Here is a 23,506-nt window from a genome sequence, read left to right as displayed (position 1 = left end):
TATCACGCCAGCAGGTAGTCGAGCACCAGACCGGCAAACACCAGCGCCCCCACATAGTTGTTGTTGAGAAACGCCTGGAAGCAGGCTTCTCGCTGCCGCTCGCGAATGAGCCGCTGCTGATAGACAAACAGCACCGCCGCCCCCAGCAAACCCCAGTAATACCAGCCACCCAGCGCCATCAGATGCCCCACCGCCAGCAACAGCAGCAGTGCCGAGAGTTGCAGCGCGCCGATGATCCGCTTGTCGTAGCGGCCAAACAGGATGGCGCTGGATTTGAGGCCGAGCTTGAGGTCGTCATCCCGATCCACCATGGCGTACTGGGTGTCGTAAGCCACCGTCCAGAGCAGGTTGGCGAAGAAGAGCAGCCAGGCCACCAGCGGCAGGGCATCCGCCTGCGCCGCATAGGCCATCGGGATCGACCAGGAGAAGGCCATCCCGAGCACCAGCTGGGGGTTGGAGATAAAGCGCTTCATGAAGGGGTAACTCACCGCCAGCAGCAGGCCGACAAACGACAGGCCGATGGTGAGCGGATTCATGGTCAGCACCAGAGCAAACGAGATAATTGCCAGCACGAAGAAGAGCGCCAGCACCTCCCATGGTTTGACTCTGCCCGTGGGCAAGGGCCGACCAGCGGTTCGTTTGACGTGGCCATCGAAGTTGCGATCCGCATAGTCGTTGATCACGCACCCGGCCGAGCGCATCAGAAAGACCCCGACCACAAACACGGTCAGCACCCAGAGATTAGGCAGGCCACCGGCGGCCAGCCAGAGCGCCCACAAAGTTGGCCACAGCAGCAACAGAGTGCCTATGGGCTTGTCGACGCGGGCCAACTGCATGTAGGCCAGTCCCCGCTCCTTGGTTAACAGATTCACTCCAGCTCCTTGTCACAGACGAGAGAGGGCAGAAACAGCTCGTGCACCAGCAGTGGCCACTGCCCCAGAAACAGACGGGAACGACGCCCCCAGACAGTGGCGGCAGGGCACCGGGGATTGGCGGCGATATCGAAACGGGCCAGCAGCAGGTGATCGCGGCGGGCAGGCTCATGGCTAAATACCCGCTCACCCAGCGGCTGCTCGCCCAGCTCGGCAATGCCGCTCTCTTGCAGCGCGCCATCGGCAAACAGGGTCCAGCCCAGCACGGCGGGCCCCTGATCCCCATGCAGGATCACCTTGCGGCAGGTACCGACCGGCGAGGCCGAATCCACCAGCCACTGCTCATCGGCAGTGAGGGCGACCGGGTGATTGCCCAGCCACTCCACCGAAAAGTGACGATTGTGCTGACGCAGCCGCCGGGTCATGGAGCCGGACTCCAGCAGCCAAGGGCGCAAGCTGGCGGGCAACTCGCAACATTCGGGGGCCAGCCACCCGCTTAACGGCGTGAGGGGAACAGTCAACTCGGACTTCACAGCTTCACCATCCAGAGATTTCCGTGTTCAGGTTAAAATCCGGTTTATTATCCGTAAATCAATAGCGAAATGTAAGAACATCCGTGCTTGACGGCCCCGATGGCAACATCAAAAATGGGTTATCTCTTGCTGATGAGCCATCTATATGAAGATCTTCAAAATTCTGCTGGTGTTGTTACTGAGCTGTGGTGCGCTGCATGTGCAGGCCTCATCCGAAGAAGAGCCGCCCGCAGAGGGAGAAGAAGCGGCCGCGGCCGCCAAACCGGGCTTCTCCTACCACGCGCTCGATCCCGACATCATCACCAACTATCTGAGCGATGGCAAAACCCTCGGCTATATCCGGGTCACGGTGGAGCTGATGGCGGAGAACGAGGCCGATCTCAAGCTACTGGAGCAGCATGACCCACTGATCCGCGATACCATCATCCGCCTGATGGGCAGCAAGAGCGCCGAGCAGATTAAATCCCTGGTCAGCCGCGAAGAGTTGCGCAAGGAGTGCGAGACCAAGGTCAACGAACTGCTGGTGAAAGAGACCGGCAAGAAAGCGGTGCGCGAGCTCATCTTCACCAAGTTCCTCTACCAGTAATCCCTACCGAAACAGTCGCTTATTGGTATATCGACCAATAAGCGAGCTTTGCCGGTTTATTCGAAATGAAAATCGATTACAATACGGCCGTCGAGTCGTAGAGGTAGTCGTTATGGGCAGCAAAACCCTTTGTGAATGGCGCCGTCACGAGATCCCCACCGATCTCAAGGCGTTGCGCAAGATAGTCCGCAAACCCAAGTTTGTCTGCGGCAAGTGCGCCCGCAGCGCCAATGACAAGGGTTACCTCTGCCAGCCGCTGCGCTTGAAAGAGGAGTAACCCCTCCCTGCCTGGGCGTTATTGATCGGTCCACCCCTGACGCCCCTGCTCGAACAGCCTGCGCGCCTGGATATCATTCGGGCAAACGCCGCGATACTCCTCGCCGGAACGGCCAGCCAGATAGAGATGCTCGGGGCGGCAATACCATGCCAACCCCTTCTGGCGCCCCTGCTCCCACAGTTCGGTATCCACCTTTTTGCCGCACTGGCCCTGATGGAACTCGACCCGCTCGGCGGTGAAGCCCAGCTTGCCATCCGCCTCCCCGACCTCGCTCCACACCTTCTCGCAGGGATCATCGTTGGAGACACAGCCACCCAGCAGGGCAGCCAACAATATGATGGTGAGTCGCATAGTCATCCTTGAGTGTCATTTGGGCAGTTCATTCTACCCAGCGGCCCGGCCCTGACCAAGGGCCAACACTCAGCCGTGTGAGCGCGGCAAAAAAAATCAGGCGGGCTCAAAGCCCGCCTGTTCATTCATGCTGTGGTTCACTGGTCATCGAAAGGGTCATCATCCTGCCAGCTTTCATCTTCCCACTGATCCAGCTCTTCTTCCCAGGATTCCGGATCCCACTCATCATCAGAGGAGTCGTAATCCGGCTTGTGTCCACCCATCTTCACTCTCCTTGGATAGTTCACCCGCACTCCAATTTTATCCGGAATTGTCAGGCTCGCCAGTCAGAGAGCGTTCAAAGTTTGACCAGGGTGCGACCGGCGATCTGGCCCAGCGTGATGGCCTCGGCGGCCTCCACTACCTGCTCCAGCCCGATCTCGGTAACCGCCTGTTCGAAGAAGCTGGCGGGCAGATCCCGCGCCAGTCGCTGCCACGCCAGTTGGCGACGTTCAAATGGGCACATCACCGAATCGACACCCTGCAGTCGCACATTGCGCAGGATAAAGGGCATCACGCTGGTCGGCAGATCGAAACCGCCTGCCAGCCCGCAGGCTGCCACGGCGCCGCCATAGTTCATCTGGGCCAGCAACTTGGCCAACACCTGACTGCCAACGGTGTCGATAGCACCGGCCCACAGCTGCTTCTCCAGCGGCTTGGCGGGCACCAGCAGTTCGCTGCGCGGCACGATGCGGCTGGCACCCAGCGCAGTCAGCATGACGCCCTGCTCTTCCGGACGACCGGTCAGCGCCGCCACCTGATAGCCAAGGGCTGCCAGCAGGGCAACCGAGGTGGAGCCCACGCCGCCTGCCGCACCGGTGACCAGCACCTCGCCACTTGCGGGATTAATACCCGCCTCTTCCAGTGCCAGCACGCAGAGCATGGCGGTGAGACCGGCGGTACCGATGCACATGGCCTGCCGCTCATCCAGCCCGGCGGGCAACGGCACCAGCCAGTCCCCCTTGACCCGCGCCTGTTCGGCCATGCCGCCCCAGTGACCTTCGCCCACGCCCCAACCGGTCAGCACCACCTTATCACCGGGCTGATAGCGGCTGTCGGCAGATTCGAGCACGGTACCGGCAAAGTCGATGCCGGGCACCAGCGGCCACTGACGCACTATCTTGCCCTTGCCGGTGATGGCCAGCCCATCCTTGTAGTTGATCGAGCTGTAGGCGACCGCAACCCGCACCTCACCTTCCGGCAACTGGCTCTCGGTCAGTCGGGTCAGGGTTGGAACAGTCTTGCCGTCTTGGTTTTCCAGTAACAGAGCCTTGAACATGGTTGCCTCTTTGATGACGTGTGAAACGGGGATCAGCTGCTTTGGCGCTTTTGCAGTTGAAAATCGAGGGCCAGCGCGGTGCCCATCACGGGCTCCCCGGCCAGTTGGCGCAGGATCAGCTCGGCGGCCTCCTGCCCCATTTTTCGATAGGGGATCCTGACCGAGGTAAGGGTCGGATAACAGGCACGCGCCACATCCAGATCGTCAAATCCGGCGATGGCGAGTTTGCCCGGCACATTCAAATGGCGACGCTGGCACTCGAACAGCACCCCGGCCGCCAGTTCGTCGTTGACGCAGATCAGCGCGTCCAGCTCGGGCCAGCGCAGCAGAAATTCTCCCAGCATGGTGGCACCGGTGCTGAAGCTGGGCCGCTCCGAGGTGTTGATGATGGCATCGGGGGAGAGGTAGTTGTCGAGCAACGCTTTCTGCCAGCCCTGCATCCGCTGTTGCAGCATCCACTGCTCCTGACGGGCACAGAGAAAGCCGATGTTGCGGTAGCCCCGCTCGATCAGGTGGCGAGTGAGCTGATAACCGGCATCGAAGTTGGAGACACCCACATTCATGTCGATGGGGCTGCGCGCCATGGCGCCCACTTCCACCACCGGCAGGCGGGAGGCTTTCAGGCGGGTACGGATCGTCTCGCCGGGATCGCCACCAAACAGCACCACCGCAGCCGGATTGTGCTGCAAAAAGCTGGTCAGCAGGCGCTCTTCCTGCTGCTTCAGATGCTGGGCATCCCCCAGCATGATCTGGTAACCCTCGTCGAGCAGGGTCTGTTGCAGGCCAGCGATCATCTCGCCACAGCCCGCTTCCGCCAGACTGGGGACGATCACTACGATGGTCTGGGAGGTGGCAGAGGCCAGCGCCCCGGCCGCCCGGTTGGGGATGTAGCCGAGCTCTTCCACCGCGGCGTCGATGCGTTCGCGCATCTTGTCGGAGACCATCTCCGGCGTGCGCAGGGCACGGGAGACCGTCATGGCTCCCACGCCGGCCAGCTGGGCCACATCGTTGAGGGTCACCCGACCCGTGCTACGGCGCTTCTTTGCTTCTGACATCCATCCCATCCTCGACTTGCGGCTGCCCACTTTAAGGCAAAAGTGCGGCACTGACTATTTGCTCAGGGCCGATTCTACCCTCTTTCCCGGATCACGGGGGCAAGATGACTCCCGTTAATGGATGAAGTGATAGCGCTATCACAGTTTCATGTTAGCGCTATCTGATAGCGCTAACTTTCGGGATCAGCCTCACAGTTTCACCACCGCAAGATCGATAGATTGGCCCCATCTTAACTAGCCGGATCACCACCATGCTGACTCAACTGCTGACCGAGGATGTCATCCGCATCGAACCCGCCGCCCGCGACTGGCGCCACGCCATCGAGCTGGCCACAGCGCCCCTGCTGGCCAATGGCACCATCGAGCCCTCCTACGTGGCGGCGCTGTTTCGCTCTCATGAAGAGCTCGGCCCCTACTACGTGCTGGGCCCCGGTCTGGCGATGCCGCACGCTCGCCCCGAGGACGGAGTCAACCGGCTGGGTCTGGGGCTGACCGTCATCAAGCAGGGGGTCAACTTCGACTCCGAGGGCAACGACCCGATCCAGCTGCTGATCACCCTGGCTGCCAGCGACAGCAACTCCCACGTGGAGACCATCGCCCAGCTGGCCGAGCTGTTTATGAATGAAGAGGACGTGGCGGCCATCATCGCGGCCGACACCAAAGACGACATCCTGCGCATTCTGGCGCGCTACTGATCTGCGCCACGGCGCACCTGACAGAGGAAGAGACAATGAAAATTCTGGTTGTATGCGGTCACGGTCTGGGCACCAGCCTGATGATGGAAATGAGCATCAAGAGCATCCTGAAAGAGCTGGCGGTCACCGCCGAAGTGGATCACCGCGATCTGGCCTCCGCCGGTAGCGAAACCGCCGAGATCTTTATCGCCACCCGCGACATCGCCGAGCAGCTGCAATCCATGGGCGTCAATGGCCGACTGGTGAGCCTCGCCAACATGGTCGACAAGGTCGCGATGAAAGAGCAGCTCTCCACCGCCCTGCGCGAACTGGGTGCCCTCTAAGAATCCTCCATGCGGCCTGCGGGCCGCATCTTCCATTGCCAGGAGCTGACCATGGAATTTTTCAATTTTCTGATGTTTGACGTGCTGTCCGAGCCCGCCGTGCTGGTCGGCCTGATCGCGCTTATCGGCCTGATTGCCCAGAAGAAACCGGTGACCGAGTGCATCAAGGGCACGGTCAAGACCATCATGGGTTTCGTCATTCTGGGGGCCGGTGCCACCCTGGTGATCAACTCGCTGGGTGACTTCGCCGTCATCTTCCAGCACGCCTTCGGCATCAAGGGCGTTGTGCCCAACAACGAAGCCATCGTCTCCATCGCCCAGACCTCGTTCGGCAAGGAGATGGCGATGATCATGTTCTTCGCCATGCTGGTGAATATCCTGATCGCCCGTCTGACCCCGTGGAAATTCATCTTCCTGACCGGTCACCACACCCTGTTCATGTCGATGATGGTGGCCGTAATCCTATCTGCCGGTGGCATGAGCGGTGTGCCGCTGATCGCGGTCGGCAGTCTGGTAGTCGGTGTTGCCATGGTCTTCTTCCCGGCCATCGCCCACCCCTTCATGAAGCAGATCACCGGTTCCGATGACGTGGCGCTGGGCCACTTCTCCACCTGCTCCTACGTGCTCTCCGCCCTGATCGGCGCCAAGTTCGGCAACAAGGCCCACAGCTGTGAAGATGTGCAGGTGCCCAAGAGCCTGCTGTTCCTGCGCGACACGCCGGTGGCCATCTCCTTCACCATGGGCATCATCTTCCTGGTGACTGCCGCCTTCGCTGGCCCCGAGTTTGTCACCAGCGTCGCCAAGGGCAAGCACTGGTTCATGTTCTCCCTGATGCAGTCCATCACCTTCGCGGCAGGCGTCTACGTCATCCTGCAGGGTGTACGGATGGTCATCGCCGAGATCGTGCCGGCCTTCAAGGGGATCTCCGACAAGCTGGTGCCGAACGCCAAACCGGCGCTCGACTGCCCCATCGTCTTCCCCTACGCCCCCAACGCCGTACTGATCGGCTTCCTGTCGAGCTTTGCCGCCGGTCTGGTGGGGATGGCACTGCTCTATGTGATGGGGCTGACCGTCATCATCCCGGGCGTGGTGCCGCACTTCTTCGTCGGCGCCGCTGCCGGGGTATTCGGCAACGCCACCGGTGGCCGTCGTGGTGCCATTCTGGGCTCCTTCGCCAACGGCCTGCTGCTGCTCACCATTTTGCCGGTGTTCCTGCTGCCGGTGCTGGGCGACCTCGGCTTTGCCAACACTACCTTCAGCGACTCCGACTTCGGCGTGCTGGGCATCCTGCTGGGGCTGATCGTTCGCTAATCCCGGCAACCGCCAACAACAAAACGGAGCGCATCGCGCTCCGTTTTTTTATGACTGGCCATCTTGTCTAATGGGCAGGAGTCAGTCGTTCTCCAGCGCGGTGAGGCAATGAGATAGAGTGCGGGCCAACGCCCCCTGATTGCGCAGCACCACGGCGCGGGCCTGCTCGCCCATCTCGCGGCGGGCGCTCCCGTCAGCAAACAGCTGGCTCACCCGCTCGCCCAGCTCGGCGGCATCGGCCACGATGGCAGCGCCCCCCTGAGCCACCAGCTGGCGGGTAATGTCGCTGAAGTTGAAGTAGGCGGAACCGGTCAGGCAGGGCTTGCCGAGCGCCGCTGGCTCCAGCAGGTTGTGGCCGCCCACCTTGACCAGACTGCCACCGACGAAGGCCACATCGGCCGCCGCCAGCATCAGTGGCAGCTCGCCCATGGTATCGCCGAGATAGACCTTCTCCTGCGCTCCAACCGCAGCATGGCTGGTGCGCCGCACACAGCCGTAAGGGGCACACAGCTCGGCCACCCGATCGAACCGCTCGGGGTGGCGCGGTACCAGAATGAGTAGCGCAGCGGGATGACGTTTGAGCAGCAGATCGAAGGCGGCCAGCACCTGCTCATCCTCACCCTGATGGGTACTGGCGGCGATCCAGACCGGCCGATCTGCGCCCAGCTGCTGGCGCAGGGCACGCCCCTTGGCCTGCGCCTCATCACCAAACTGGATATCGAACTTGATGGAGCCGGTCACCGCCAGCCGCTCGCGGCCGATGCCGAGACGGGCGAAACGGTCGGCATCATCCTGATGCTGGCAAAGCAGATGGGTCAGCGGCCGGCTCAGCGCGTCAAAGGCGCCGTGGAAGCGGGCATAACGCTGGCAGGATCGCTCGGAGAGGCGGGCGTTGATGATGGTCACCGGCAGGTGGCGTGCCTCGCAGGCAGCCAGCCAGTTCGGCCACAGCTCGGTCTCCATCACCCAGAGCGCGCGCGGCTTGAAGGTGTCGAGAAAGGCCGCGACAGCCCAGGGATAGTCGAGCGGCGCGTAGCGATGCACCACCAGATCACCCAGCTTGGCGGCCTGCTCGGCGCCGGTACGGGTGGTAGTGGTGAGCAGGATCGGCAGATCGGGCCGCTCCGCCTTGAGGGCGCGAATGAGCGGCGTTATGGCCAGCGTCTCCCCCACGCTCACCGCATGGATCCAGAGCGGTGCATCCTGGCCAGTGGCAGGCAGTCGCCCGAGATGCTCGGCCCAGCGCTCGCCAAAGCCGGGCTTGCCCTTCTTCGGCTTGTAGAGGGCCAGCAGTACCAGCGGCAATCCCAGATGGATCAGCAGGTTGTAGAGCAGACGGTAGGGCATCTTACTGGCTCTGCTCCAGCTTCTTGCAGGCATCGACCACCTGCTCCGGCGGCAAGTCGATCAGGCACTTGAGATGGCCGAACTTGCAGGTGCGCTTGAAGCAGGGGCGACACTCGATGTCGGTGTGGACAATCTCGACCCGATCCGCCAGCGGCGGAGTGTAGAGCGGCGAGGTGGAGCCATAGACACCGACCAGCGGCCGGTTGAGGGCGGCGGCGATGTGCATCAGGCCGGAGTCGTTGGAGATGACCCGGCTGGCCAGCGCCATCAGATCGATCGCCTCGTGCAGGCTGGTCTTGCCCGCCAGCACGTGGCAGTTGGGGCGTGTCAGCAGATTGACCCGATCCCGGATGGTGTTGCCGACCGGCACATCCTTGTTGGAGCCGAAGATCCACACCTGCCACCCCTCGTCCAGATGCTGTTGGGCCACCACGGCGTAGTGCCCTTCAGGCCAGCGCTTGGCCGGGCCGAACTCGGCACCGGGGCAAAGCACCAGCACCGGACGGGCGCGATCCAGACCCAGCCGCTCCAGCGCCTTGCTCTGGTTGATCAGATCGACGTGGAGCGCCGGATGTGGAATGGTCGGGATATCGGCCCGGCTCTTCATCTGCTCCTTGGGATAGGCGAGCGCCAGATAGCCCTCCACCATCAGCGGGAAGGCGGACTTGTTGCTGCGCAGGTCGTTGAGCAGGCCGTAGCGGCTCTCGCCCTTCCAGCCAGTACGCACCGGAATGCGGGCAAACCAGGGGATCAGCGCCGACTTCATGGAGTTGGGCTGGACGATGGCCTGATCGTACTGCTCAGCCGCCAGCTGCTTGCCGAGGCGGCGGCGAGCCACCAGCTTGAAGTCACCGTGGCCAAGGGGCATGGTGATCGCCTTGTCCACCTCCGGCATCCGCTCCAGCAGGGCGCAGCACCAGGCGGGGGCCATCACGTGCAGTTCGCACTCCGGATGGTTGGCCTTGATCGCCTTGTAGAGGCTCTGGGACATCACCATATCGCCGACCCAGGAGGGGCCGATCACCAATATTTTCATCACGCGTCTTCTCTCGGGACTGGCCCGGCTGTTAATCATCACTGGGCGAGATTATGCCCCAAGAATGACTGGATAAATAACAGAAGATCCTTGGCAATCGCCTCTGCCGTCTCATTTTCCCAGTGACGCTCTTCTTCCAACTGGGCGAGATTACGCGCCACATGCAATGGTCGAATAAATAACAGCAGATCCTTGCCAGGCACCTCTGCCGTCTCATTTTTCCACAGGTCTTCTGAAGAGACGCAACGCCAGCCGGGCAGTTAAACAGCTGGCAGAAACGGGCAATGGCGGCTCTCTCTTTGAACCGTTTTTCCGTTAGAATGGCCCATCAATACGCATTCGACCCGCCAGCCGGGCAATAACCGTGAGCCCACATTCGTGAAAAAACCGACTCTGGCTGCCGTTCTGATCGTCAAGAATGAAGCCGACAACCTGCGCAAGTGCCTCGCCTCCCTCGACGGGCTGGTGGACGAGATCGTCATTCTGGACTCCGGCAGTCAGGACGAGACCCCGGCCATTGCCGCCGAATTTGGCGCCCGCTTCTTCGTCAACGCCAAGTGGCCGGGCTTTGGCAAACAGCGCCGACTGGCCCAGTCCCATGTGCAATCCGACTGGGTGCTGTGGCTGGATGCCGACGAGCGGCTCACCCCTGAGCTGAAAACCGCCATCGCCAACGTGATGGCCAATCCGGCCAGCGATACCATCTACTCGATCCCGCGCCTCTCCTGGGTGTTTGGCCGCTTTATCCGCCACAGCGGCTGGTATCCGGATCGGGTGCTGCGCCTCTATCCCAAGGCGCTCACCAGCTACAACGAGGCGCTGGTGCACGAGAAGGTGGAAGTGCGCGCCAACATGAAGATCGTCAATATTCATGGCGACCTGCTCCACTTCACCTATCGGGATCTGGAGCACTATCTGGTGAAATCCGCCGGTTATGCCCGCGCCTGGGCCGATCAACGCACCGCTCGCGGCAAGAAGGGCTCCCTCAGTCAGGGGCTGATCCACGCTGTCGGCTGCTTCCTCAAGATGTACCTGCTCAAAGCGGGCTTCCTCGATGGCAAGCAGGGGCTGCTGCTGGCGATCCTCTCCGCCCACTCCACCTTCGTCAAATACGCCGACCTCTGGGTGCGCCAGCAACCGCAGCAGCCGGAATAACCGTCATACGAAACAGGGCCCCGCGGGGCCCTGTTTGCATTGCTGCATACCTTACTTGCGCCAGAACGGCGCCGCCCAGCGGGCCATCACCGGCACCATGGTCTTGGGATCGAGCTGGCTCATATCCTCAGGATGGTCGCTATCCTCCGGCGGGCTGAAGGCGAGGTGACGCCCTTCGCTGTTGAGGGGCTTCCAGCGCAGCGGGGTAGCGGAGCGGCGCATCGGGAAGAAGCCGATGGTCGGCACATCGAGCGCACCGGCGATATGGAGCGGCCCGGTACTGCCCGCCACGAACAGGGCGGCGTTGGCCAGCACCTGACAGAACATCGGCAGGCCATCGCTGGAGCGGTAGATCCAGCCGTTACCGCCGTGGGCCAGCAGCTCGGCCGCCAGCTGTTCGGCCATCTTCTCCTCACCCGGGCCTGCGGTCAGCACGCACTGCAGCTCGGGGCAGGCCTGATTGAGCTTGATGATGATGCGGGCATACTGCTCGATGGAGAGGTTGTTGGCCGAACCACCGCTACCGGCATGCACCATCAGCCAGGGGCGACTGGCATCGAGCTTGAGCTTGAGCGCCAGCTGCTCGCGCACCTGCCGCAGGGTCTCCTCATCGAACCGCAGGAAGGGGGTCTTGGGCTCCACCACGGCGACCTGCTGATCGGCCAGGAAGCGGCGGATCAGCTCCAGGTTGTACTCGGACTCCGGCTTCTGGGAGCGGGAGCGGCGCTGCACCAGTCGCTGGTTGTAGAGCACCTGCGCCAGCTTGGTCGCCGGGGCCAGCCGGTAAGGGATGTGTGCCTTCCACACCAGCATGGCGTTGCGGGAGTTGGAGAAGAGGCAGATGGACGCGTCGAACGCCGCCGCCTTGATCCGCGCCAGCAGCGCTCGCTGTTGCTCCTTGTCGGCCCGCACGCCCGGATCGATGATCACCTCGTCAATCCAGGGGCAGAGCCGGGCCAGCGGCGCCGTGTAGGCCGGAACCAGGGCAGTCACATGACACTCCATGGAGCCTTTGAGCATGGCGAAACTCGGCCACGCCAGCATGAAGTCACCAATCTTGTCATTGCGAACGACCAGAATACGTTTCATAAAAAATCCCTTTGCTCCCTGTCACCAATGCAAGGAGGCTTGATGCGCGATGGCGTATTCTTGCCTGATGCACTGCTATTCTCAAGCGACGACCTTATAATGCGACCAAATTTCCAGGTTGCAGGACCGCAAAGATGACTACCAGGGTAATTTATCCCGGGACTTTTGATCCCGTTACCAATGGCCACGCCGATCTGATCGGCCGGGCCGCCAAGCTGTTTGACGAGGTGGTGGTCGGGGTCGCCAACAGCCCGAGCAAGCGCCCGCTGTTCGATCTGGCAGAACGTGTCCAGCTTGTCCAGCAAGTGACCAGCCAGCTTCCCAACGTCAAGGTGGTGGGCTTCTCCGGCCTGCTGGTCGATTTCGCCAAAGAGCATCAGGCCAACGTGCTGATCCGCGGCCTGCGCGCCGTCTCCGACTTCGAGTACGAGTTTCAGCTGGCCAACATGAACCGCCGCCTGATGCCGGAGCTGGAGAGTGTCTTCCTCACCCCGGCGGAGGAGAACTCCTTTATCTCCTCCACTCTGGTGAAAGAGGTGGCGCTGCACGGTGGCGACATCCGCCAGTTTGTCGACCCCGTGGTGGCCCAAGCCATCGCCGCCAAACAGAAAGGGTGATCCCCTTCTACACTCGCCATTCCCGACGGCAACAACGAACAAGGGCTACCCGCGGGTAGCCCTTGTTGTCTCTATCGCATTATGGCGACGTCAGCCTGCTTGCCGGTTACTGACGGGCAAACTGCTCGCTCATCCCCTGCACCAGCAGATCGAGCCACTCGTAGCGGCGCCGGTACATGGCCCGCTTCTTGGAGGCGATCTCCTCCAGCGGCTTGCGCGGCTGGGCTTGCAGGGCGACGAAGTTGGCGTCCACATCCCGGGCGTCGAACTCCTGCCACAGCTCGTCATAATCGGCCTGCAAATTGGCTTTCTGCTTGCTGCTGTAGCGCTTGGCCTGAAACACGTGGGCCCGCTTGCGCACCGCCAGCACCTCTGTCGCGCCCATGGTCTGAGCCAGTTGCAGCACCAGTTGTACCAGCAGGGATTTGGGCCGCAGGCCGTGCCCCTCTTTGGTCAGATCACGCACCCGCGCCTGGGCATTGTCGACCGCTGGCTCCGGCCCCTGCATGGAGCCGATCATCAGCATCAAGCGCTCCTCACTACCCGCCAGCGAGAAGGCACAACTGTAGAGGCGCTGCCCTTCGGGGTTGACGATGGAGAGCGCCAGCTCGGCCTCGCGGCGGAAGGTACTATCGTAGCGCAACTGGATCCGGCAATTACTCTGAGGATATCGCCCCAGCTCGACACCTTCCTCTAAATAAAGAGGAGTTACCAAGTCAAGGTAGCAGGCCTGCAACAATTGATAATGTCGGACTAACATGTCTACACGTTGAGTAGCATTTGATTTAGCAAAGCGATAGGGGCGCATCGGCTTGTCGAGCAGCTCGGGATAGACCACTGGCAGTGCCTTGAGCGGTCCGGTCTGGAACAGCGCGAAGACCCGCGTCAGCTGCTTGCGGTAGAGCAGGCTGCGCAACACGAACTTGCCACGGTTGAAGGTCTTGCGCTCACACCCCTCCGGATAGAGGAAGCGGGCCATTTTTTTGGCGCAATAGCGCTCCTGCCGGGACAAATACTCCCAGCTTATTGATTTAACAGTCATTTTTAGTTCTCAAACCGCCTGAACGGACGAGATACTAGTGACCGCTGCGCAAATCTTCAACAGCGTGGAAATACGCTGTTACAACTTCCCCCGGATCGGGGCAAAAAGTGCGCTCAGCGCTGGCAATGGCTGCAAAAAACCGTGGTTCGCTGCCCAATTCTGATCTCGCTCAGCAGGGTGTGACAGTGGAAACAGGGCTGGCCGCCCCGGCCGTAGACCTGCAACTGCTGCACAAAATAGCCCGGCTTGCCATCGGCACTGGTGAAATCCTTGAGGGTGGTGCCGCCCTGGCGAATAGCCTCTGCCAGTACCCGCTTGATCTCGGCCACCAGAGTACCCAGCCGCTCGCCGCTGATATTGCCCGCCGCCCGTTTGGGGTGAATGCCGGCGGCATAGAGCGCCTCGTTGGCGTAGATGTTGCCCACCCCGACCACCACCTGATTGTCCATCAGGAACTGCTTGATGGCGGTGCTGCGCCCCTTGGCACGCCCCTGCAGGTAATCGGCATTGAAGGCATCGGTGAGCGGCTCTGGCCCCAGCTTGGCGAGCAGCGCATGGGCTTCGGCCGGTTCACGGGTCCACAGCAGGGCGCCGAAGCGGCGCGGATCGTTGAGCCGCAGCAACTTGCCATTCTCCAGCTCGATATCAACGTGGTCGTGCTTCTCGGCCGGCGTGCCGATATCCAGCACCCGCAGGCTGCCGGACATCCCCAGATGGAGGATGGCGGTGCCGAAATCGGTCTCCAGCAACAGGTATTTGGCACGGCGACGCACCCGATGGATGGTGAGGTCCACCAACTCCTGAATTTCACCGGGGATCGGCCAGCGCAGGCGGCCATCCCGCACCACCACGCGCGTCACCTTGATACCGGTGAGCCAGGGGGAGATCCCCTGACGGCTGACTTCAACTTCTGGCAATTCAGGCATGGGCACCTCGCAAGGAAAAGGAACTCAGGGGGCTGGTCGCAGCAGATCGCGATACTGCTCGGCAGTGAGGGCGAGCCAGAGACCGGACGGCAGCTGGGCACCATATTGGCCGCTGTTCTGATAGAGGCCGATCTCGACCGGATCGCTCTGGCCGGCAATCCACACCTTGATGGCCACCGGGGTGCCACGCACCGCCTCGCCGGGGGGCAGCAACCAGCCCTGCCAGCGCGCCAGACGGGCATCCAGCTGCGCCGTGTCGAGCCCCAGATCCGGCACGCTGCGCCAGCCCTGACCGATCCGCTCAATCTGCCAGCTCGGCGCCTGCCAGGTGAGTACCACAGCCGCATCCGGCAGCAAGGGGCGAGCCCGCTTGGCGCTGTTCTCCTGCTGGGCAGTCTCCATACGATGCAACAGGGTGATCACGATCAGCACCGCTACGATGATCACGTTATTCCAGCCTTTGCGGCTCAATTTGAACATGGCAAGCCTCCCTTTGAACCGGCAGTGTACTGAATTCGGCGCATAAAAAAACCCGGCACGAAGCCGGGTTTTTGGGAATGCAGCATCAAGTAATTACTTGATTTTGCCTTCCTTGTAGATCACATGCTGACGAACAACGGGATCAAACTTTTTGATCTCCATTTTTTCGGGCATGGTGCGCTTGTTTTTGGTAGTGGTATAGAAGTGACCAGTACCGGCGCTGGAGTTCAGGCGAATTTTCTCGCGAATACCTTTAGCCATGATCTAATTCCTTATACCTTAACACCGCTGGCGCGCAGTTCAGCCAGAACCACTTCAACGCCACGCTTGTCGATGATACGCATGCCTTTTGCGGATACGCGCAGGCTTACGAAGCGTTTTTCACTCTCAACCCAGAAACGGTGAGTGTGCAGGTTCGGCAGGAAACGACGCTTGGTGGCGTTGTTAGCGTGCGAACGGTTGTTACCAACTGCCGGGCGCTTGCCGGTTACTTGGCATACTCTAGACATGTCAGTCTCTCCAAATCTTACTTCATTGCTCGAGCAAATATCTGCCCCGCTGGCCTTCGATTGCGGGGCAAACAGAAGGCGGCATTTTATACAGCATCCGTGATCAAAGATCAACTAATACGGTGCCAGAGCACAGTCATAACCAACCGCGCTCGGCAAAAGAAACCGTGATGCCGTCACCGATCACCAAGTGATCCAGCACTCTGATATCGATCAGGGCCAAGGCGGCCGTGATCCGATCCGTGATCTGGCGGTCGGCCCTACTGGGCTCGGCGACGCCGGACGGGTGATTATGCGCCAGAATCACAGCGGCTGCATTATGTTTGAGCGCGATCTGCACGATTTCTCTTGGCCAGACGCTCGCCGAATCGATGGTGCCGAAAAAAAGCTCAACAAATTGAATGACTCTGTGCTGATTATCGAGCAACAGCAGGGCAAACACCTCCCTCGGCCGATCCCGCAGCTGAGCCTGCAGATAGTCCCGGGTCAGCTGGGGTGAGGTGAGCGCATCACCCCGTTGCAGCTGCTCGGCCAGATGGCGTCTGGCCATCTCCAGCACCGCTTGCAACTGGGCATATTTGGCCGGACCAAGGCCGTGCGCCTCGCAAAATGCCTGCTGATCCGCCCCCAGCAAGCTGCGTAAAGAGCCGAATTGATTCAACAGCTTGCGTGATAGGTCGACAGCACTTAAACCATTGACGCCGGTGCGCAAAAAAATGGCGAGCAGCTCGGCATCGGAGAGCGCAGTTGGGCCCTGACGCAACAACTTCTCTCTGGGTCGTTCATCTTCCGGCCACTCTTTGATGCTCATTTGTCTCTCCCTCATCCCTGTTGAGAAAAAACATAGCAAAAAATTGCGCGCACCCGACCACACCCCTTGATGCCAACCCCTGTCGTCATCCATTGCCTGTGGTATCTTAGCCGACCAGTCAGAATGAGCCGGATAGAGAAACAGCAGATGAGATTGGCCGATAAACGCATCCTGTTGGGTGTCAGTGGCGGAATCGCCGCCTACAAGAGTGCCGAGCTGGTACGCCGCCTGAAAGATCAGGGCGCCGAAGTGCGGGTGGTGATGACCCGCTCCGCCAAGGAGTTCATCACCCCGCTGACCCTGCAGGCGGTCTCCGGTCATCCGGTGGCCTACAGCCTGCTGGATCCCTCTGCCGAAGCGGGTATGGGCCATATCGAGCTGGCCAAGTGGGCCGATCTGGTACTGATCGCCCCTGCCAGCGCCAACCTGATGGCACGGATGGCCGCCGGCATGGCCGACGAGCTGCTGACCACCCTCTGTCTGGCAACTCCGGCGCCCATCGCGCTGGCACCTGCCATGAATCAGCAGATGTATCTCAACGCTGCGACCCAGGCCAACCTCAAGACCCTGGCCAGCCGCGGCATTCTGCTGTGGGGGCCGGATGCCGGCAGCCAGGCCTGTGGCGATGTGGGCCCGGGCCGGATGCTGGATCCCCTCGAACTGGTGGATCGCTGCTGTCAGCAACTGGCCGCCGAGCCCTTGCTGGCAGGCGTCAAGCTGCTGCTGACCGCAGGGCCAACCCGCGAGGCGCTGGATCCGGTGCGCTACATCAGCAATCACAGCTCCGGCAAGATGGGCTACGCCATCGCTCGTGCTGCCCGTGAAGCAGGCGCAGAGGTGACGCTGGTGAGCGGGCCGGTGACGCTGGCTACACCTACTGGCGTGACCCGTGTCGATGTGGAGAGCGCCGAGCAGATGCATCAGGCGGTGATGAGCTGGGTCGGCGAGTGCGACCTCTTCATCGGCTGTGCGGCGGTGGCCGACTATCGCCCCGAGCAGGTGGCCAGCCAGAAGATCAAGAAGACCGGCGATAACGACCAGATGGTGGTGAAGCTGGTGAAAAATCCCGACATCATCGCGGCCGTCGGCGCCCTTTCAGACAAACCCTTCACCGTCGGATTTGCCGCCGAAACCGTGGATGTGGAACAATACGCCCTCGACAAGTTGCAGCGTAAGCGGCTGGACATGATCGCCGCCAACGATGTGTCCCGCGAGGGGCAGGGCTTCAACGCCGATGACAACGCCCTGACCGTGTTCTGGCAAGGGGGTCAGGCCCCGCTGCCGCTGGCCGACAAGCTGACGCTGGCCCGTCACCTGATCGCCCTGATTGCGCGCCACTACCGGCGCTGAGCGTCCCGATAGCGCAAGACTCACGGCGCCCCGCCTTGCCAAGAGGGGTGCCAACACAAGATCCAACTGAACAAGCGATTCATGACAACACAAATTGAACTGAAGATTCTGGATGCCCGTATCGGTACCGAGTACCCGCTGCCCGCCTACGCCACACCGGGCTCTGCCGGTATGGATCTGCGCGCACTGCTGGATGCGCCAATCACCCTAGCCCCGGGTGATACCACCCTGGTGCCGACCGGTCTGGCCATTCACATCCAGGATCCGGCTCTGTGTGCCACCATCCTGCCCCGCTCCGGCCTCGGCCATAAGCACGGCATCGTGCTGGGCAACCTGGTCGGTCTGATCGATTCCGATTACCAGGGTCAGCTGATGGTCTCGGTCTGGAACCGCGGCAAAGATGAGTTCACCATGCAACCCGGCGAGCGTATCGCCCAGCTGGTGATCATGCCGGTGGTTCAGGCCAGCTTCCAACTGGTCGATGAGTTCAATCAGAGCGAACGGGGTGAAGGCGGTTTTGGTTCTTCTGGTCGCCAATAACAGGCCACACCAGCCCGATGGGCGGTGCTTAATAATAGAATCAAGCCATTGTTTTTTTAGGGGAATCCATGGCAAGCAGTAATCAGAAACAGAGTCGGCGCGATCAGATCCTGCAAGCGCTCGCCCATATGCTGGAAACCAGTCCGGGTCAGCGCATCACCACGGCCCGTCTGGCGGCCGAGGTCGGCGTCTCTGAAGCAGCCCTCTATCGACATTTTCCCAGCAAGGCGCGGATGTTCGAGGGGCTGATCGACTTTATCGAGGATTCCCTGCTGTCACGGGTCAATCTGATCATGGCGGAAGAGAAGGACACCATGGCGCGCTGCCACCACATCCTTCAGCTGCTGCTGGTGTTTGCCGAGCGCAATCCCGGCATCACCCGCATCCTCAACGGCGACGCCCTGCTGGGTGAACACGATCGGCTGCGGGATCGCATCAGCATCCTGTTCGACAAGCTGGAGACCCAGATCAAGCAGGTGCTGCGCGAGAAGCGGCTGCGCGAGGGTCAGGGCTTCCAGCTCGACGAGACCATGCTGGCCAATCTGCTGCTGGCCTACACCGAAGGTCGCATCAGTCAGTTTGTGCGCTCCGAGTTCAAGCTCAAGCCGACCGCCGGTTTTGAAGATCAGTGGCAATTTATCCGCAGCCAGCTGCTGCAGAGCTGATGTTTTTTTCGCGTCATTCAGCAAAAAGAAGGGAGGCCTTGGCCTCCCTTCTTTTTTGTGTCAGTTTTTTATGGCAGAAAAGAAGTACCATATGCGACCCGGACTGTCGCGCTGCGGTGTTAGATTCATCCACCATAAACCTTTTAGAACCTGACAGGACATCCTATGGAACCCGAAATCATTACCGAAGCGCAGACCTGGCTGGTCAATAATCAGGGACTGCTGATCGAATACGGCGTCAATATCGCCGCCGCCCTGCTGACCCTGCTGGTCGGTTATATCGCCGCCAACCTCCTCAGCGGTGGCGTGGTCAAGGTGATGCAGGCCCGCAAGCTGGACACCACCGTCACTCACTTCGTCGGCAGCATCCTCAAGTACGCCATCCTGGTATTCGTGGTGATCGCCGCGCTGGGCCGTGTTGGCGTGCAGACCGCCTCCTTCGTCGCCATTATCGGTGCCGCCGGTCTGGCCATCGGTCTGGCGCTGCAGGGCTCGCTCTCCAACTTCGCAGCCGGTTTCCTGCTGATCATCTTCCGCCCCATCAAGGCAGGCGAGTTTATCGAAGTAGCGGGCACCAACGGTGTAGTACAGTCCGTTCAGCTCTTTACCACCACCCTCACCTCCGGTGACAACAAGATGGTGGTAGTGCCAAACTCCGCCATTCTCAACGGCACCATCGTCAACTACTCGCGCATGGATACCCGTCGCGTCGACATGACCTTCGGCATCGGCTACGGCTCTGACCTGCGCAAGGCCAAGCAGATCCTCGAGCGTCTGGTGAATGAAGAACCGCGCATCCTCAAAGATCCGGCAGCCACCATCGCCGTCGCCGCGCTGGCAGACTCCTCGGTCAATATCGTGGTGCGCCCCTGGGTGAAAACCGCCGATTACTGGGGTGTCTGGTTCGACTTCCACGAGAAGGTAAAACTGACCTTTGATGCCGAAGGCGTCGAGATCCCCTTCCCGCAGATGGTGATGCACATGCAAAAACCGCAGGCGTGATCGCGGTTCTGCAACAACCCACAATGCCAGCCCTCGGGCTGGCATTGTCGTTTCTGGCCCCAGCCCATGGCCGTTTCGATGCATAACCACGCCAACCGGATGAAAACAATTTCAGGCCATCGGGGTGGCCCCAATCATGAGCAAGCGCAAGATCCGCCTTGCTTTCGTGACACATAATCCCAATGTTCTGGTTGTATGCTCCCGACAGTGACCCATTGCGGTAAAAGACAATCGGTAAAAATCTGTTACACGGGCCGCCCGATCGGCTCGCTATAATGCTCGGATAATAAGGTTTGGCGGGACCTTGCCTGCAAGGTTCAAACACAACTTGGCATTTCAGGAATCCTATGAAAAATATCAATCCAACCCAAACCCAGGCCTGGCAGGCACTGGAAGCCCACTTTGCAGCAAACAAAGAGACCCGACTCAAGGATCTGTTCGCGCAGGACCCGAAGCGCTTTGACAAGTTTTCCCTCACCTTCGGCGGCGACATCCTGGTTGATTACTCAAAGAACCTGATCACCGAAGAAACCCTCAAGTTGCTGGTTGATCTGGCCAAAGAGACCGATCTTCGCAGCGCGATCGATGCCATGTTCAATGGCGACAAGATCAACATGACCGAAGGCCGCTCGGTACTGCACGTGGCCCTGCGCAACCGCTCCGACCGCCCCATCGAATGCGACGGCAAGGATGTGATGCCGGAAGTGAACGCCGTACTGGCCAAGATGAAAGGCTTCTGCGAGAAGATCATCTCCGGCGAGTGGAAAGGCTACACCGGCAAGGCGATCCAGCACGTGGTCAACATCGGTATCGGTGGCTCTGATCTCGGCCCGGTGATGATCACCGAGGCACTGCGTCCCTACAAAAACCACCTGCAGATGCACTTCGTCTCCAACGTCGATGGCACCCACATCGCCGAGACCCTGAAGAAGATCGATCCGGAAACCACCCTGTTCCTGGTGGCCTCCAAGACCTTCACCACTCAGGAGACCATGACCAACGCCCTGACCGCCCGCGACTGGTTCATCAACATCGCCGGTGACAAGGCCCACGTTGCCAAGCACTTCGCCGCGCTCTCTACCAACGGCAAGGCCGTGGCCGAGTTCGGTATCGACACCAACAACATGTTCGAGTTCTGGGACTGGGTTGGCGGCCGCTACTCCTCCTGGTCTGCCATCGGCATGCCTATCGCCCTGTCCGTCGGTTTCGACAACTTCGAAGCCCTGCTGCAAGGCGCCTTCGAGATGGACATGCACTTCGCCACTGCCTCCTATGAGCAGAACGTGCCGGTGCTGCTGGCGCTGATTGGCCTGTGGTACAACAACTTCTACGGTGCCGAGTCCGAAGCCATTCTGCCGTACGATCAGTACATGCACCGCTTCCCTGCCTACTTCCAGCAGGGCAACATGGAATCCAACGGCAAATACGTGGATCGCAACGGCAAGCCGGTTGACTACCAGACTGGCCCCATCATCTGGGGTGAGCCGGGCACCAACGGCCAGCACGCCTTCTACCAGCTGATCCACCAAGGCACCAAGCTGATCCCCTGTGACTTCCTGGCGCCGGCCATCAGCCACAACCCGATCGGTGACCACCACCCGAAACTGCTGGCCAACTTCTTCGCCCAGACCGAGGCACTGGCCTTCGGCAAGAGCAAGGAACAGGTCGAAGCCGAGTTCCTGGCTGCTGGCAAAACCCTGGAGCAGGTCAAGGATCTGGTACCGTTCAAGGTGTTCGAAGGCAACCGCCCGACCAACTCCATCCTGTTCAAGAGCCTGACCCCGAAAACCCTGGGTGCCCTGATCGCCATGTACGAGCACAAGATCTTCGTACAGGGCGCAATCTGGAACATCTTCAGCTTCGACCAGTGGGGCGTGGAGCTGGGCAAACAGCTGGCCAACAAAATCCTGCCGGAGCTCAATACCGATGCGGCTGTCACCAGCCACGACTGCTCCACCAACGGTCTGATCAACACCTGGAAAGCGTGGAAAGCCTGATTTATCCGGCCTTTCTGAATGCAAAAGCCACGCTCATCGAGCGCAATGCTGTTCACTTAAGCGGAGCCGCATTGCGATTTACCGGAAAACGGGTCTTTGATATCTTCACCGCCCTGGGTCTCGATGGCCTGGGGCGTTTTTCTATGAACATGACGCCTATGCAGCCCCGCAACTCCGCCAACCTCCGTGGGGTATGGGCTGGCGATAACGCGCCCGCCATCACTGCCATCTGGTTCGCGATGAACTGACAGGCAAACTTGAAGCTCACCTCATTGGGCGCTCGCTGATGAGCTACGGCGGCCTGGCTCGCCTCTCGCCTGACCAGATTGTATCCAAGCAGCAATCCCCACAGATCCTGATAAACCAAGTCCACTTTCTTGCTTCTCAGCGTGATGGCGTTGTGCTGCATCGCGCTTTTGATATCCCGGTATCCCAGCTCGATTTCCCAGCGCTCGTGGTACAGGGTCGCCACCTGAGCTGCGCTGAACCTCACCACGGGCAGGGAGGTAAAGACCGTTTTCTCCTTGCCTGCCACCTCATAGGTCACTGCGCGAACTTGCCAGTGCGTCGGTAACTCGGGGTTTTTCTTGCGAGCCTGAGGCGAGACCGTCATTTGCAACAGACGGTCACCGTCGCCATAGCGCTCAAGTTCCGTATATACCAGCCCCTTGCGTTCAGGGATGAGCCAGTGACGGTCGCTGTCTTCGGCCTGAATTCGCAGCAACAGGTCGGCACCGAAGAAGCCTTTATCCAGCAGGGTCACTGACTTGTCCGGCAATGAGTTAATGAACTCGCTGGCCAGGGGGATCTCCCCTTTGCGGTACGGGCTGATGGCCGCGTTGGCAATGACATGCGAGCGGACATTCATCAGCGTGACCAACCGCAGCATCGGGTAGGGTGTCTGCCGGTTGGTTGAGGTGTTACCCGAGCCGAAATGCGCTCTGAGTTCAGGCATATCCTGGGTTCGGAACAGGGCCCCATCGATGGCAAAGACCTGTAAACCGTGCCACTGGTCTTCAGGGGCGTTGTTGCCCAAATCGATGCAGCTTGAATGGAACTAACTGAGGACTTGGTGATCTGATCACCACCATCCCCTTCAAGTCTGCATCATGGGCACGTCGCTTCACCCCATCACCAACTGGCCTCAATACAACAAATCATTGATTAACCGTGGTTCACTCACCTTCTGGGTTGATGCCGAGGCTATGAGCAACTGGTTTCACCACGACCATCATGGGCGGCGGGGGCGCAGCCAGCTTTACACTGACCAGACCATCTGTACCTTCCTGATGCTCAAGGGGATTTTCAATCTCACTCTGCGGGCCACTCAGGGACTACTCGACTCCCTGTTCGAGTTGATGAATGTGCCGTTGTGCGCACCGGACTATAGCTAATGGGATGGTCGCCCCTCCCCAAAACGGCATCTGAGTGCCAAAGTGGCGAATGTAAGTTCCCACTGATGAGAGAGGCGACCACCATGAAGGCTACGACTATCGGCATTGATCTGGCAAAACATCTCTTCCAATTACATGGCGTTGATCAACATGGCAAGACGGTCCTCAAGCGACAGTTGAAGCGGGATCAGATGCTCTCATTCTTTACCAATCTTCCTCCTAGCC

Annotated in this window: 28 protein-coding genes and 3 pseudogenes; 14 read left to right on the top strand and 17 right to left on the bottom strand. The window is 60.4% G+C overall.

Going from position 1 to position 23,506, the window contains the following annotated elements; all coding sequences use genetic code 11:
• Positions 1-2: 2 nt before the first annotated feature.
• On the bottom strand, positions 3-872 hold the full coding sequence (ubiA, locus tag BN1115_RS15125) for a 4-hydroxybenzoate octaprenyltransferase (RefSeq protein WP_082034865.1): 870 nt from the start codon (positions 870-872) through the stop codon (positions 3-5).
• On the bottom strand, positions 869-1,405 hold the full coding sequence (locus tag BN1115_RS15120) for a chorismate--pyruvate lyase family protein (RefSeq protein WP_042657798.1): 537 nt from the start codon (positions 1,403-1,405) through the stop codon (positions 869-871). The genes ubiA and BN1115_RS15120 overlap by 4 nt, the downstream gene beginning before the upstream one ends.
• Positions 1,406-1,550: 145 nt before the next feature.
• Between BN1115_RS15120 and BN1115_RS15115 the strand changes: the two genes are divergently transcribed.
• Together BN1115_RS15115 and BN1115_RS22345 are read left to right on the top strand one after the other, a co-directional pair.
• Positions 1,551-1,991: a flagellar basal body-associated FliL family protein gene (locus BN1115_RS15115; RefSeq protein ID WP_042657797.1), complete on the top strand. Its 441-nt coding sequence runs from the start codon at positions 1,551-1,553 to the stop codon at positions 1,989-1,991.
• Positions 1,992-2,103: 112 nt separating this feature from the next.
• On the top strand, positions 2,104-2,268 hold the full coding sequence (locus BN1115_RS22345) for a hypothetical protein (protein WP_098971330.1): 165 nt from the start codon (positions 2,104-2,106) through the stop codon (positions 2,266-2,268).
• An 18-nt stretch (positions 2,269-2,286) separates the two neighbouring features.
• Here BN1115_RS22345 and BN1115_RS15110 read toward each other — a convergent pair whose 3' ends face one another.
• The 4 genes from BN1115_RS15110 to BN1115_RS15100 form a co-directional block, all read right to left on the bottom strand.
• A complete protein-coding gene (locus tag BN1115_RS15110) occupies positions 2,287-2,619 on the bottom strand; it encodes a DUF2799 domain-containing protein (RefSeq protein WP_042061170.1) in 333 nt (110 codons plus the stop codon).
• Between the two features lie 137 nt (positions 2,620-2,756).
• A complete protein-coding gene (locus BN1115_RS22900) occupies positions 2,757-2,882 on the bottom strand; it encodes a hypothetical protein (protein WP_265328520.1) in 126 nt (41 codons plus the stop codon).
• Between the two features lie 74 nt (positions 2,883-2,956).
• Positions 2,957-3,937 (bottom strand): acrylyl-CoA reductase (NADPH), encoded by a 981-nt coding sequence (acuI, locus tag BN1115_RS15105; RefSeq protein ID WP_042657796.1) that lies wholly within the window; start codon positions 3,935-3,937, stop codon positions 2,957-2,959.
• Positions 3,938-3,969: 32 nt separating this feature from the next.
• Entirely contained in the window at positions 3,970-4,992 is a 1,023-nt protein-coding gene (locus BN1115_RS15100; protein WP_042657795.1) for a LacI family DNA-binding transcriptional regulator, read from the bottom strand.
• 251 nt (positions 4,993-5,243) lie between these two features.
• On the opposite strand from BN1115_RS15100, the gene BN1115_RS15095 reads away from it, so the two are divergent.
• Genes BN1115_RS15095 through BN1115_RS15085 form a run of 3 tightly spaced genes read left to right on the top strand, consistent with a single transcriptional unit; the run spans position 5,244 to position 7,321 of the window.
• Positions 5,244-5,687 carry a PTS sugar transporter subunit IIA gene (locus BN1115_RS15095; protein ID WP_033136381.1) on the top strand — a complete coding sequence of 148 codons (444 nt, stop codon included), beginning with the start codon at positions 5,244-5,246 and terminating at the stop codon, positions 5,685-5,687.
• A 35-nt stretch (positions 5,688-5,722) separates the two neighbouring features.
• The gene (locus tag BN1115_RS15090; protein WP_042657794.1) at positions 5,723-6,010 is read left to right on the top strand and encodes a PTS sugar transporter subunit IIB; all 288 of its coding nucleotides are present in this window, start codon (positions 5,723-5,725) and stop codon (positions 6,008-6,010) included.
• Positions 6,011-6,061: 51 nt separating this feature from the next.
• Positions 6,062-7,321 (top strand): PTS ascorbate transporter subunit IIC, encoded by a 1,260-nt coding sequence (locus tag BN1115_RS15085; protein ID WP_042061212.1) that lies wholly within the window; start codon positions 6,062-6,064, stop codon positions 7,319-7,321.
• Between the two features lie 81 nt (positions 7,322-7,402).
• Here the strand turns inward: BN1115_RS15085 and waaA are convergent, their stop codons facing one another.
• Genes waaA through BN1115_RS22335 form a run of 3 tightly spaced genes read right to left on the bottom strand, consistent with a single transcriptional unit; the run spans position 7,403 to position 9,907 of the window.
• Entirely contained in the window at positions 7,403-8,668 is a 1,266-nt protein-coding gene (gene waaA, locus BN1115_RS15080) for a lipid IV(A) 3-deoxy-D-manno-octulosonic acid transferase (RefSeq protein WP_042657793.1), read from the bottom strand.
• 1 nt (position 8,669) lies between these two features.
• Entirely contained in the window at positions 8,670-9,704 is a 1,035-nt protein-coding gene (gene waaF / locus BN1115_RS15075; protein WP_042061184.1) for a lipopolysaccharide heptosyltransferase II, read from the bottom strand.
• Positions 9,705-9,742: 38 nt separating this feature from the next.
• Entirely contained in the window at positions 9,743-9,907 is a 165-nt protein-coding gene (locus BN1115_RS22335; protein WP_156135277.1) for a hypothetical protein, read from the bottom strand.
• A 175-nt stretch (positions 9,908-10,082) separates the two neighbouring features.
• Here BN1115_RS22335 and BN1115_RS15070 point away from each other — a divergent pair, with 175 nt between their 5' ends.
• Positions 10,083-10,859, top strand: a complete 777-nt coding sequence (locus BN1115_RS15070; RefSeq protein WP_005339515.1) for a glycosyltransferase family 2 protein — start codon at positions 10,083-10,085, stop codon at positions 10,857-10,859.
• 51 nt (positions 10,860-10,910) lie between these two features.
• Here the strand turns inward: BN1115_RS15070 and BN1115_RS15065 are convergent, their stop codons facing one another.
• Positions 10,911-11,948: a glycosyltransferase family 9 protein gene (locus BN1115_RS15065; protein WP_042657792.1), complete on the bottom strand. Its 1,038-nt coding sequence runs from the start codon at positions 11,946-11,948 to the stop codon at positions 10,911-10,913.
• Positions 11,949-12,082: 134 nt separating this feature from the next.
• Between BN1115_RS15065 and coaD the strand changes: the two genes are divergently transcribed.
• Positions 12,083-12,565 (top strand): pantetheine-phosphate adenylyltransferase, encoded by a 483-nt coding sequence (gene coaD, locus BN1115_RS15060; RefSeq protein WP_005356008.1) that lies wholly within the window; start codon positions 12,083-12,085, stop codon positions 12,563-12,565.
• 106 nt (positions 12,566-12,671) lie between these two features.
• Here the strand turns inward: coaD and BN1115_RS15055 are convergent, their stop codons facing one another.
• The 6 genes from BN1115_RS15055 to radC form a co-directional block, all read right to left on the bottom strand.
• Positions 12,672-13,607, bottom strand: coding sequence for a VirK/YbjX family protein (locus BN1115_RS15055; RefSeq protein ID WP_082034864.1), 936 nt, complete (start codon positions 13,605-13,607; stop codon positions 12,672-12,674).
• Positions 13,608-13,720: 113 nt separating this feature from the next.
• Positions 13,721-14,533 (bottom strand): bifunctional DNA-formamidopyrimidine glycosylase/DNA-(apurinic or apyrimidinic site) lyase, encoded by an 813-nt coding sequence (mutM, locus tag BN1115_RS15050; protein WP_042657790.1) that lies wholly within the window; start codon positions 14,531-14,533, stop codon positions 13,721-13,723.
• 24 nt (positions 14,534-14,557) lie between these two features.
• Complete coding sequence (locus tag BN1115_RS15045) at positions 14,558-15,013, bottom strand: hypothetical protein (RefSeq protein WP_042657789.1); 456 nt, start codon at positions 15,011-15,013, stop codon at positions 14,558-14,560.
• Between the two features lie 93 nt (positions 15,014-15,106).
• Positions 15,107-15,274: a 50S ribosomal protein L33 gene (gene rpmG, locus BN1115_RS15040; protein WP_005307500.1), complete on the bottom strand. Its 168-nt coding sequence runs from the start codon at positions 15,272-15,274 to the stop codon at positions 15,107-15,109.
• 11 nt (positions 15,275-15,285) lie between these two features.
• A complete protein-coding gene (gene rpmB, locus BN1115_RS21825; RefSeq protein WP_005307492.1) occupies positions 15,286-15,522 on the bottom strand; it encodes a 50S ribosomal protein L28 in 237 nt (78 codons plus the stop codon).
• Positions 15,523-15,658: 136 nt separating this feature from the next.
• On the bottom strand, positions 15,659-16,333 hold the full coding sequence (radC, locus tag BN1115_RS15035) for a RadC family protein (protein WP_042657788.1): 675 nt from the start codon (positions 16,331-16,333) through the stop codon (positions 15,659-15,661).
• Between the two features lie 147 nt (positions 16,334-16,480).
• Here radC and coaBC point away from each other — a divergent pair, with 147 nt between their 5' ends.
• The 5 genes from coaBC to pgi all read left to right on the top strand — a co-directional run bounded on the left by coaBC (position 16,481) and on the right by pgi (position 21,887).
• The gene (gene coaBC / locus BN1115_RS15030; protein WP_042657787.1) at positions 16,481-17,683 is read left to right on the top strand and encodes a bifunctional phosphopantothenoylcysteine decarboxylase/phosphopantothenate--cysteine ligase CoaBC; all 1,203 of its coding nucleotides are present in this window, start codon (positions 16,481-16,483) and stop codon (positions 17,681-17,683) included.
• 81 nt (positions 17,684-17,764) lie between these two features.
• The gene (gene dut, locus BN1115_RS15025) at positions 17,765-18,223 is read left to right on the top strand and encodes a dUTP diphosphatase (RefSeq protein ID WP_042657786.1); all 459 of its coding nucleotides are present in this window, start codon (positions 17,765-17,767) and stop codon (positions 18,221-18,223) included.
• A 68-nt stretch (positions 18,224-18,291) separates the two neighbouring features.
• Positions 18,292-18,888, top strand: a complete 597-nt coding sequence (slmA, locus tag BN1115_RS15020; RefSeq protein ID WP_005339495.1) for a nucleoid occlusion factor SlmA — start codon at positions 18,292-18,294, stop codon at positions 18,886-18,888.
• A gap of 165 nt (positions 18,889-19,053) precedes the next feature.
• Positions 19,054-19,890: a mechanosensitive ion channel domain-containing protein gene (locus BN1115_RS15015; RefSeq protein WP_042061197.1), complete on the top strand. Its 837-nt coding sequence runs from the start codon at positions 19,054-19,056 to the stop codon at positions 19,888-19,890.
• Positions 19,891-20,237: 347 nt separating this feature from the next.
• Entirely contained in the window at positions 20,238-21,887 is a 1,650-nt protein-coding gene (pgi, locus tag BN1115_RS15010; protein ID WP_042657785.1) for a glucose-6-phosphate isomerase, read from the top strand.
• Positions 21,888-21,939: 52 nt separating this feature from the next.
• On the opposite strand, the pseudogene BN1115_RS15005 reads toward pgi, so the two are convergent.
• Positions 21,940-22,908, bottom strand: a pseudogene (locus tag BN1115_RS15005) (IS4-like element ISAeme15 family transposase); the annotation flags it as partial.
• Between the two features lie 88 nt (positions 22,909-22,996).
• Here BN1115_RS15005 and BN1115_RS15000 point away from each other — a divergent pair.
• Together BN1115_RS15000 and BN1115_RS22330 are read left to right on the top strand one after the other, a co-directional pair.
• Positions 22,997-23,278: pseudogene (locus BN1115_RS15000) on the top strand (IS5/IS1182 family transposase); the annotation flags it as partial.
• An 86-nt stretch (positions 23,279-23,364) separates the two neighbouring features.
• Positions 23,365-23,506, top strand: a pseudogene (locus BN1115_RS22330) (IS110 family transposase); the annotation flags it as partial.

This window comes from Aeromonas allosaccharophila (assembly GCF_000819685.1).
Taxonomy (GTDB): Bacteria; Pseudomonadota; Gammaproteobacteria; order Enterobacterales; family Aeromonadaceae; genus Aeromonas; species Aeromonas allosaccharophila.
This window is presented reverse-complemented; position numbering and strand designations above follow the sequence as displayed.